The sequence below is a fragment of the Cupriavidus numazuensis genome, assembly GCF_905397435.1.
In the GTDB taxonomy this organism is placed as follows: domain Bacteria; phylum Pseudomonadota; class Gammaproteobacteria; order Burkholderiales; family Burkholderiaceae; genus Cupriavidus; species Cupriavidus numazuensis.
The window spans coordinates 1-10,524 of record NZ_CAJPVI010000115.1 but is presented as its reverse complement, the minus strand read 5'-3'; the positions used below and the strand labels follow the sequence as shown (position 1 = coordinate 10,524).

8 protein-coding genes and 1 pseudogene are annotated in these 10,524 nt (G+C 58.1%); 1 reads left to right on the top strand and 8 read right to left on the bottom strand.

Annotation, left to right across the window (positions count from 1 at the left end; all coding sequences use genetic code 11):
• Positions 1-203: transposase domain-containing protein (locus KHO41_RS40240; RefSeq protein ID WP_211958764.1), on the top strand; the 203-nt coding region annotated here is incomplete at its 5' end.
• Here the strand turns inward: KHO41_RS40240 and KHO41_RS40235 are convergent.
• The 8 genes and pseudogenes from KHO41_RS40235 to KHO41_RS40200 form a co-directional block, all read right to left on the bottom strand.
• Positions 166-1,404 carry an efflux transporter outer membrane subunit gene (locus tag KHO41_RS40235; RefSeq protein ID WP_211958763.1) on the bottom strand — a complete coding sequence of 413 codons (1,239 nt, stop codon included), beginning with the start codon at positions 1,402-1,404 and terminating at the stop codon, positions 166-168. The genes KHO41_RS40240 and KHO41_RS40235 overlap by 38 nt on opposite strands.
• Positions 1,391-4,555 (bottom strand): efflux RND transporter permease subunit, encoded by a 3,165-nt coding sequence (locus tag KHO41_RS40230; protein ID WP_211958762.1) that lies wholly within the window; start codon positions 4,553-4,555, stop codon positions 1,391-1,393. Before KHO41_RS40230 ends, KHO41_RS40235 begins: the two co-directional genes overlap by 14 nt.
• Positions 4,556-4,559: 4 nt before the next feature.
• The gene (locus KHO41_RS40225; protein ID WP_244874266.1) at positions 4,560-5,690 is read right to left on the bottom strand and encodes an efflux RND transporter periplasmic adaptor subunit; all 1,131 of its coding nucleotides are present in this window, start codon (positions 5,688-5,690) and stop codon (positions 4,560-4,562) included.
• A 590-nt stretch (positions 5,691-6,280) separates the two neighbouring features.
• Positions 6,281-7,414, bottom strand: a complete 1,134-nt coding sequence (locus tag KHO41_RS40220; protein WP_211958760.1) for a thiolase family protein — start codon at positions 7,412-7,414, stop codon at positions 6,281-6,283.
• A gap of 448 nt (positions 7,415-7,862) precedes the next feature.
• Positions 7,863-8,507 (bottom strand): TetR/AcrR family transcriptional regulator, encoded by a 645-nt coding sequence (locus KHO41_RS40215; RefSeq protein WP_211958759.1) that lies wholly within the window; start codon positions 8,505-8,507, stop codon positions 7,863-7,865.
• A 143-nt stretch (positions 8,508-8,650) separates the two neighbouring features.
• Positions 8,651-8,971, bottom strand: a complete 321-nt coding sequence (locus KHO41_RS40210; protein ID WP_211958758.1) for a winged helix-turn-helix transcriptional regulator — start codon at positions 8,969-8,971, stop codon at positions 8,651-8,653.
• A gap of 325 nt (positions 8,972-9,296) precedes the next feature.
• Positions 9,297-9,851, bottom strand: a complete 555-nt coding sequence (locus KHO41_RS40205) for a TetR/AcrR family transcriptional regulator (RefSeq protein WP_211958757.1) — start codon at positions 9,849-9,851, stop codon at positions 9,297-9,299.
• A 225-nt stretch (positions 9,852-10,076) separates the two neighbouring features.
• Positions 10,077-10,524 (bottom strand): annotated as a pseudogene (locus tag KHO41_RS40200) (hypothetical protein); the annotation flags it as partial.

Below are 10,524 nucleotides of genomic sequence, written 5' to 3'. Positions count from 1 at the left end.
TATTCGCCTCCACCGTCGCAGGCGCCCATGCCAGTGCCAATCTTTATTCCCTCGTTGAGACGTGCAAAGCCAACGGCATTGACCCGTATCGCTACCTGCTCTGGCTGTTCACGAAGTTGCCCCTGGCCACCACGGCCGATGACTATGCCGCGCTGCTACCTTGGGCTATGCCTGACGCAGTTGTGAGTGACGTCGTTTATTGACTGCATACGAAGCATTGCGCGACTGCTCATTCAGATACGCCGACATCGCGCTTTCCATGTCTTCAAGTGCGTCGAGCACGGTCTGCTGATAGGCGAGGAACGCTTGGGTCTGCCGTGCATCGGCGGCGTCGATCTGCGAGCGGATGCGGCCGAAGTTGAGCACCGGTTGCACAAGCCCGACCCCAATTCCCCATGGGGTCGAGGAAAACGGCGTGGCATCCTGAACCCCAAACAGCGCTGTCAGCGAAATGTTCGGAAACAGTTCCGCCACCGCTGCCTTGCGCGCAGAGATGGAGGCGGCAAATCGCCGCTCGGCCGCCCTGACATCAGGTCGCGTGGCGAGCACGGCCGCTGGTGCTGAAACAACGATGCGGCCATCGAGCGCCGGCTGCGACTCGGCTGCGTCAGTCTGCAGCAGCATACCTGGCGCACGGCCAAGCAGGGTCGACAGCCGGTTTGCCGCGGCATCCCTGGCAGCGCGTAAGGATGGCAAGCGTGCTTCGGTTGCCGATGTCTGTGCCGCCGCGCGTTGGACATCGAAGTTGCTCACGAACGCGCCACGCTGCTGAGCCTCCACAAGCTTCAGCGTCCTGCGCTGGGTCGCGAGATTGCTTGTAGTCAGACCAATCTGACGATCGAGGTTACGCAGCTCGAAATATGTACGCGCCACCTCCGAAAGGAGTGCAACGCGCACAGCCTGCTCGCTGGCCTGCGTCGACTGGAGGATTGCAGTCGCTTGGGCAGTTCTGGCCTGGTTACGACCGAACAGATCCAGCTCCCATACCGCTGAAAGCGCCACCTGGTTCACCGTAACCGACTTGTCGTTAGTTAGCAAACCCCTGTTTCCACGCTCGCCGCTTGCCACCGCATTCACCTGCGGCGCCAGCGCAGACTGCGCCCCCAGGCGTCCCGCCCGCGCCTCTTCCACGCGTGCACGGGCAATGCCAAGCGACTTATTGCCTGCGAGCGCCTCCCCCACTAGGTTAACGAGCACCGGATCGTGGAAATGCGACCACCATTCCTGATCGGTCTTCGATTCGTCATTACTGACGATCAGATCAGCATGATCCTGCGTTGGCGACAACGTCTTCCAGCTTGACTCGAAGGCTACATCAGAGCCCTGAGGCCCTACGGGATTGGTGCATCCGATAATCGAAGCCGCGGCCAGTACCGAAGCGGCCAACCGCTCAAGCTTCAACATAATTCCGCACCTTTTCCTTCCGCGCGATGCGCTTTTCGATATTCCGGATGAGGACATAGAAGACGGGCGTCAGGAACAAACCAAAGAATGTGACGCCGATCATGCCGAAGAACACGGCAACTCCCATCGCATGACGCATCTCGGCGCCGGCACCGTGCGATACCACTAGAGGGACCACACCCATGATGAACGCAATCGACGTCATCAGGATCGGGCGCAGGCGAAGGTGTGCAGCCTCAACGGCAGCCGCCAGCGTGCTCTTGCCATGAATCTCAAGCTCGCGAGCGAACTCGCATATCAGAATTGCGTTCTTGCAAGCGAGCCCTATTAGCACGAAGAAGCCGATCTGTGTGAACAAGTTATTCTCTCCGCCGGTCAACCAGACTCCGGCGATGGCCGAGAACAGGCACATCGGTACGATCAGGATGATGGCGAGCGGCACGAACGGGCTTTCGTACTGTGCAGTCAACACCAGGAAGACCAGCAGGATGCAAATCGGGAACACAATCAGCGCCGTATTACCTGCCAATATCTGCTGGTAAGCAAGTTCGGTCCATTCAAAAACCATGTCGGCCGGCAACGTCTCCTTCAGGATGCGCGTGATCGCTTCTTGTGCCTGCCCACTCGAATATCCAGGTGCCGGGCGACCACTTATATCTGCAGACCGGTAACCGTTGTAGCGCGACGCGCTGTCCGGGCCACTGGTATCGCTAAGCGTTACCAAGGCGCCTAGGGGTACCATTTTTCCTTCGACATTACGCACCTTAAGGCCGAGGATATCTTCGCGCGTCGAGCGATATTCCCTATCCCCTTGCGCGATGACCTGATATGTGCGGCCGAACTTGTTGAAGTCGTTCACATATAGTGAGCCAAGGTAGATTTGCATCGTCCTAAAGACATCGTCGACATCAACGCCAAGCTGGGCAGCACGAGTTCGGTCCACGTCCGCAAAAATTTGCGGCGAAGAAACGTTGTAGTTTGTGTAGACACCCACCAGTTCCGGCGCCTTGCGCGCCTTTTCCAGCACCGTCTTCACGACCCGACTCAGTGCCAGATAGCCAGCGTCTCCCCGATCCTCGATCTGAAGTTTGAAACCGCCAGTATTGCCAAGCCCCTGCACTGGCGGCGGCGGAAACACTGCGATGATCGCGTCACGGATCGATCCGAACTGCTTTTGTAGACTCGCCGCAATGCCGGGGCCGGACATCCCGGACTTGTGCAGGTCCTCGAACGATTGCTCGCCAAGGAACACAACGGCCGAGGACGGGTTGTTGATAAATCCGTTCAGGGACAGACCGGGAAACTGCACTACGCTCCCTACGCCTGGCGATCTTGAGGCAACGTCCGCCATCTGGTGCACCACGGATTCCGAGCGATTGAGCGTGGCACCGTTCGGCAACTGAACCAGGTTGACCAAGTAGCCCTTGTCCTGGAGCGGAACGAAGCCTGCCGGCACTTTCACAAAGCCAAGGACGGTAGCGGCCAGCAGCGCCACGTAGAACACCATCGAACTGCGCTTATGTTTCAGCACTCGTTGCACACCGCGTCCGTAGGACTCTCCGCTGGCACCGAATGCGCGGTTAAAGCGTGCGAAGAAGCCCCCGAGCCATCGATCCATCTGGCGCGTGAACCAGTCCTTGGGCGCGTCATGCGGCCGCAACAGCAAGGCCGCCAGTGCCGGTGACAACGTCAGCGAATTGAACGCCGAGATGACGGTCGAGATCGCAATGGTCAGCGCAAACTGGCGATAGAACTGCCCCGTCAGGCCGCTAATGAACGCAATGGGCACGAAGACTGCACACAGTACCAACGCAATGGCGATGATCGGCCCGGTGACCTCTTGCATGGCCTTAATTGTGGCCTCCCGCGGCTTCAACCCGGTGGCGATGTTGCGCTCGACATTCTCCACGACGACGATCGCGTCATCCACAACAATGCCGATTGCCAGCACCAGCCCGAAGAGTGACAGCGCATTGATCGAGAATCCGAAGCCGTGCATTACCGCGAAAGTGCCGATCACCGATACCGGCACGGCAACCAGCGGAATGATGGCCGCCCGCCAAGTCTGCAGAAAAACAATCACCACCAGCACCACCAGCACGATGGCTTCGAGCAGCGTATGTATGACCGCCTTAATCGAATCGCGAACGAACGTGGTGGGGTCATAGGCGATGCGGTACTCGAGGCCATCAGGGAACCGCTTGTTCAGCTCCGCCATCTTCGCACGGACACTGTTCGAGATTTCGATGGCATTGGCGCCTGGGGTCTGAAAAATCACCAGCGCTAACGCCTGCTTGTTGTCGAGCAGTGCGCGCAGGGCGTAATCGTTAGCCCCCATTTCCACCCGTGCCACGTCCTTGAGGTAGGTAACCACGCCCGCTTCGCGCTTGATGATGATGTTCTCAAACTGGTCGACATCAGTTAGTCGACCCTGCACGTTCACGGGCAACTGGATTTCAACGTTGTCCTTGTACGGTGGGCCGCCCACCACACCCGCCGCCACCTGGATGTTCTGCTTGCGAATTGCGGCAACAACCTCGTCTGGGTTCATGTTGCGCTCCGCGATCTTCTGCGGGTTAAGCCAGATGCGCATCGCGTAGTTGCCTGAACCAAACAGCTTGATCTGGCCGATACCTGGAATCTTCGCAAGCTCGTCCTTAACATTCAACTGCGCATAGTTGCGCAGATAGAGCATGTCGTAACGATCAGATGGCGAGACAAGATGCACCACCATTGTCAGGTCGGGCGAACTCTTGACCGTGCTCACGCCGAGTTGGCGGGTCACGTCAGGCAGGCGAGGAAGCGCCTCGTTGACACGGTTCTGCACTAGCTGAGTGGCTAGATTCGGGTCCGTGCCAAGCTTGAAGGTCACCGTCAGTGTCAGCACGCCATCGCTGGCCGCCTGCGACGACATGTACAACATGTCTTCGACGCCGTTAATCTGCTCTTCAAGCGGTGTCGCCACCGTCTCCGCGATAACCTTCGGATTGGCTCCAGGGAACTGCGCACGCACCACCACTGACGGCGGCACGACTTCTGGGTACTCGGAGATCGGCAATTGCGGCATCGCGATGAGGCCTGCAAGAAAGATGACGATCGAGATGACCGCAGCGAAATTCGGGCGATCGACAAAAAACTTCGAGAAATTCATGCCACTACTCCGCGCTACGTACTGCCGAAGTCGCGGCAATTTTTCCGTCGTCGGAGGGCAGTTCCTTCGGCACTACCGTTGCGTCGGGGCGCACAAACTGCACGCCGCGCGCCACCACCCGCTCCCCAGCCTCGAGGCCACTCACAACAACGTGTCGCCCATCGAGTCCAGCGCCAAGTTGCACTTCGCGATAGGCGACTTTGTTGTCAGGGCCAACCACATGAACAAATTTCTTGCTCTGGTCACTGCCGATGGCAACATCCGGCACCACCAGCGCCGAGGTATCGGTGGCTTCGGACAGAGCGATCGACACAAACATCCCGGGGACTAGCGCTCCATCACGATTGGCGAACTTCGCACGTGCTCGGATTGTTCCGCTGCGCGTGTCGATCTTGTTGTCAAAGGTGTGGATGACACCTTCATAGACGCGTGCAGCATCCCCCTGCACTCTCATCGCCACCGGGATCTGCTGTTCCTTGCCTAACGTGCCCGCGTGCCGGCGAATCGACTGCGTATAAACCTGCTCGTCAACATCGAAATCCGCGTAGATGCCGTCGTTGGACACAATACGGGTCAGCACCGGCGCATTCGCGCCGGGCTGAACCAAGTTGCCAAGGGTGACCTCGGCACGGCTGATGCGACCAGCTATCGGTGCCTTGACGTAGGCATAGTCAAGATTGATGGTGGCCTGGCGCAATGCGGCATCGTTTGCAAGCACGGCAGCCTGCGCCATGCGATGTTCGTTGGCGCGCTGATCATGCTGACTCAAGGGAATGGCCTCCGCCTCGAGCAAGCCCTTGGCTCGCTGGTACTCCGCTGCAGCGAACTCGGCACGCGCACGAGCGGCCGCCAGGTCGGCACGGGCCTTTGCCACGACAGCCTCGTAAGGGCGCGGGTCAATAACGAACATCACGTCGCCCGCTTTGACGATCTGCCCATCGCGAACGCGGACTTCGACGATTTTTCCGCCCACCTCGGGCCTTACCAGCGCCTCGTCCACAGCATTGAGGCGCCCCGAAAAGTTCGCCCAGACGCGCACGTTCTCGGGCGACAGAGTCTTCACCAGAACCTCCGGCGCGGGGCTCTTGGGCGCCACCACCGCATGCGTATCCCGCCACCCCAGTCCGGCAAACACGGTACCGCCTGCCAGAATGAGGACCGCTCCCCCAATTACCCAACTCCTCAATGGGTGCGTCCGATGCTTCTTTATCTCTTCCATTACCTACCCACAAAAGTGCCCATAAAGCCTAAATCCACCGTATGCCGCGACGTGGCTAGGGCGTGCAGCCTGCCGCAGCGGGCGTGATTGCCCGCCGCGGTCAGAGGTTGTCTGAACGCTTGCCAAGTGCCGGCACGAATGCCCGTGTTCCATGCGAGGGCGGTATGAAGTCCCGCAGTTACCTATAAGGAAAGACGGCCGATCCCGACAAGGAGCCCGGAGCGAGGTACATACAGCGAACAGGAGGCACGAGCGGCGGCTTGCAGCCGGCCGGGCACCCGCACGGTGGGGCGCCAGCGCCGTTTGTCGACATCTACCGGCTTCGCTGTCCGGCAAGGGCCAGCGTTCGGCTTGCGCTATTCTTAATCTTCAGATTTGCGCATAAGTCAAAGTGACGGCCATCTATAAGAGATTTCAACAACGATACGATGCCCGAGGAAGAGACATCGGGGCACTACCCGCGATGAGTCCTCCTCAAACCTCAACTGGCCGCCGCGCGCACCTGCTTAGAGGCGCTCGAGGATGGTTGCAATACCCTGACCACCACCAATGCACTGCGTTGCAAGCGCATAGCGACTTCCTTCGCGTTGCAGAAGCGCAGCTGCCTTAGCGGTGATCCGCGCGCCCGTTGCCCCTAGCGGGTGTCCAATGGAGATCCCACCACCGTCCAGGTTGGTCTTTGCCGGGTCAAGCTCCAACTCACGCATAGAAGCGATCGCTTGAGATGCAAAAGCCTCATTGATCTCAACTACATCCAACTTGCTGGCATCCAGCGATGCTCGTTCAAGCGCTTTCCGAGTCGCCGGAACAGGGCCAACACCCATAACGTCCGGATCCACCCCGGCGACGGCAAAGGACAGGATGCGCGCAGTGGCATTTAGCTTGTGTCGCTCCGCAAACGCATCACTGGTGACAAGCACGGCAACGGCGCCATCAGTCAAGGGAGACGAAGTACCTGCAGTGACGACACCATCCGGACGGAATGCGGGTTTCAGATTCGCAAGCGCTTCCGAAGACGTGCCTGGCCGAATGCAACCATCCTCGGTGACAAGGGCGCCTTCCGGCGTCTGAATCGGAACAATCTCATCTTGCAGTCGACCCTCGGCGCGGGCGCTGGCGGCCTTCATGTGCGAAACAACGGCAAAGGCCTCTTGCTCTTCGCGAGACACCTTCCAGCGGTCCGCCACGTTCTCTGCCGTCTCTCCCATCGAGATATAGGCATCGGTCGTCGCCTCGAGCTCCGGATTTGGGGACGGAGTGAAGCCACCCTGGGGCACCATCGACATGGATTCAACGCCCACGCAAAGAAACGCCTCACCCATGCCGGCCTCGATGTTGGCCGCCGCCATGTGAATGGCTTGCATGGATGAACCACAGAAGCGATTTACCGTCGTTCCGGCAACCGTGTGAGGCAGGCCAGCAAGAAGGCCCACCATACGCGCCATGTTGTTGCCCTGAGGACCTTCAGGGAACGAACATCCCAGAATGACGTCTTCGATGAGACTGGGATCGAGTTCGGTCCGCGACAGAAGTCCGCGCACCACCTGCGCAGCTAGTTCGTCTGGGCGAACGGTTGCGAGGGCGCCCTTCTTGGCGAAATGAAAGGGCGAACGAGCGTAGCCGGCGATGACAGCTTTCATGGTACTCCTTGGGTTGTGACATGATATTACGTTCATCATATCAAAGAACCAAGCTTCTAGTACCAGGGGCATCAGCGACCTTGCATCTATCAGCCTGTTAGATCTCCGGAATTCGTAAAAGAGAAACTCACATCACATGAGAGACGACATCGAACATCGAGCGAAGATTCTCATTGAGGCAGCCTCCGCTTAAGTACTACGAGACGGTCCTGATAAAGTCTCGGCCTCCGAATTGATGGAAAGTGTCGGATTGAACGTTACTTTAAAGCTGTGCAAATCTGAACATTCAGAATGGCGCAAGGCGAACGGTGCTGACGCTTGGTCGCGCAGACGCGCGACCGGCTGCGACCCATTGCTCGCGCACCAGACTCCTGTACGCTGTATGAACCTCGGCGCAAAGGGAACGGTGGTCCCATTCAATGGACTTTGTTGCTTGGCCGCATTACGCTCAGGATTTCGACTTCTTCCTTGAGCTTTTTCCAGTCGTGGATGCGCGTGCGGGCTCCGCGCCGCCCAGTTCTCCGAGGATTGAGCGAGATGCCGTCAGAACATCATTAGAAAGTTGCGGGTGCGACCCGGAAGCAGCCCTTGAAACTGCCAGAGCACCAATCATGGCAGAAACAATCACAAGCGCGCGGCTATGGCGGTCAGATCCAGCAGCAGGTGCGTCAAGCATTGATTCGACTATACGTACCAGATCGTTGAATCCGTCGCAGAACTGCGCACGAACTTCCGGCGCTTGCCGAGCCGCCTCGCTCGCCGACGCTGCCATCGCGCATCCCTTACTAATAGCGTCGCGATGAGCTTCAGAGAGATAATAGTCCAACTGCTCGCCCAGCCCTCTCGCCAATGCTGTCGGGTCAGCCAGCGCGGCAATTCGACCGTTACCCCTGGCAGCCCCAAATGCCAAGGCTTCAGCGGCAAGCGCGCTCTTGGATGGAAACTGAGCGTAAAGTGCGCCATGAGTGAGGCCGGCCACTTTTGCGACCTCAGCCACTCCGACACCGTCAATCCCCTTTTCTGCAAACAACCGCGCGGCGGCTTCAATGAGCGCAGTTCGGTTCTCCAAAGCCTTTTCTTTGGTGACTTTCATTTCAGTACCCTTTTGAAACAACCGGTTTCTGCGAACAATGAGGTTCGAGCAACCCTCTCAGAAGGTATCAATACCTGGCAAACCTTAGCCTCAGTCCGTGGGCGCCCATGCCAATATCATTTTCGCCACAACTCTTTGACCGATTATTTTGGCCTGTACTTCTTCCCCCAATCTTTGACAGCATTCAGAATTGGGAGTAATTCCATACCTTTTCTTGTTGCATGGTACGCGGCCTGCCCTTTGCCGCTCGACCCTTCTTCGCGAATCACCATGCCCTCGCTCACCAGCATCTTGAGTCGATCCGTTAGCACATTGGTCGCAATCCCCTCCCCCGCATTCAGAAACTCACGAAAATAGTGCATATCGTGAACCAATAGATCTCTCATCACCAGGAGAGTCCATTTGTCGCCAAAAATATCTAGCCCATAACTGACAGGACAGCTACTCTGATCGCGTGTTTTCATCGGAAAAACTTAAGGTTGAAAGTACCAACTGCACCATGGCGAATACGCTAGTTACACCAAGCACCGAGGTTACCGGTGAGGATAGTAGCGCGCACACTTGTTTTTTGCAAGTTGCAACGCGGGACTCTCAACCTTGAGGCGCAAAATACCAAAGCGGCGATCTGCTGGTAGCGGAACCATTACTCCTGAGGAGGCTGGCGCGCTAATCGAGTTGGCTAAGGCCGGCCGCTCGCCTATTTCGCTGCCTCCCCTGGGTCGAACAGCAGGAAAAAATCAACCGCGGCGCTGTGTTGTGATGGCACCTGATGGATCTGCACTTGGCCTGTCAGGCCATATCGCGGACTGCCTCCAGAATCTCCTCAGAAAATGCATCCGAGCTGACGGCCCGAGCCAATACCAAGCCCCCCACCATTGTGGCGAGCGTCCTGACGGCCGCGGCGCGCTTTTGTGACTGACCATCCTCACCTGCAATCAGCGCAATCAGTGCGTCAACCCGGCGTTCGAATTTGCGGCGGGTGCCGACATCCAATCGTGACACGTCGGATCCGAGTGACGCGATGGCGCATCCTGCATCCGGACGGTCACGATGTCGGCGCGTCACATAGGCATCAACAATTGCACGCTGGCGCTGGCGCTGCGGCACTTCAGCCACCGCTGCCTCCAGATTGGCCATAGTCTGATCAAACGCCGCATCGATCGCCTCTGCAACCAGAGCGTCTTTGGAATTGAAGTGCGCGTAGAAGCCACCGTGCGTCAATTTCGCGCCCTTCATCAAATCCGCAACGCCGATTCCGTTGACCCCGTGCTTGCGGAACGCCGCAGCAGCAGCCCGGACAATCTTCCCGCGCGTTTCTTCCTTATGTTCTGGTGAATAACGCATGTCAGATCCCCATCTGTTTAGACGATTATAGAATGACAGCAATCATCTCATGAATAGGGGAAGAACCCCCCCAACGTGAGGCAACTTCTGCCGCTTCCCTTCATACCTAGCCGCGGAAAGACTACTTGGGAGAGGAGGATGGCAGCGTGCTGGCCGCCCACATGGACCGCTTAACGCTCTTTTCGACATGACCGAGGAATCGAGCGCAGGCAATGGAGTCTCGCCTTAGTTACCTCGTCGGGGCGATTTTTCGAAGAGTTGGCCAAGCTGCCGCTCAATTTCGCTAACGGTATCCAATAGCTTGGGCCGAATTTCCTCGTGCAATCGTGCAACTGGGAAATTGTCAGCGACCCCCGCTACGCTGATCGCCATCAAGGGAAGTCCCCTACCAGAACCTAGAGGCGTACCGATGCCAAGAACTTCCTTGGCACAGTTCCCATCTGACGTCGCGCACCCCGTAGCTTGGTATTCCTCAACCGCTGCCAGGATGCCGCGCTCGACTTGCCGCCAAGTTCCTTCGCCCTGTGCGCGGATACGTTCCATCAAGTTTGCCCTATCGCTGGTGGGTATTCCGGCCCATCGTGACCGACGATTCCGGACGAACGTGACCGAGCATTCCGGTTCATCGTGACCGACGATTCCGGGCGAACGTGACCGATTTTCCGGCTGTCCG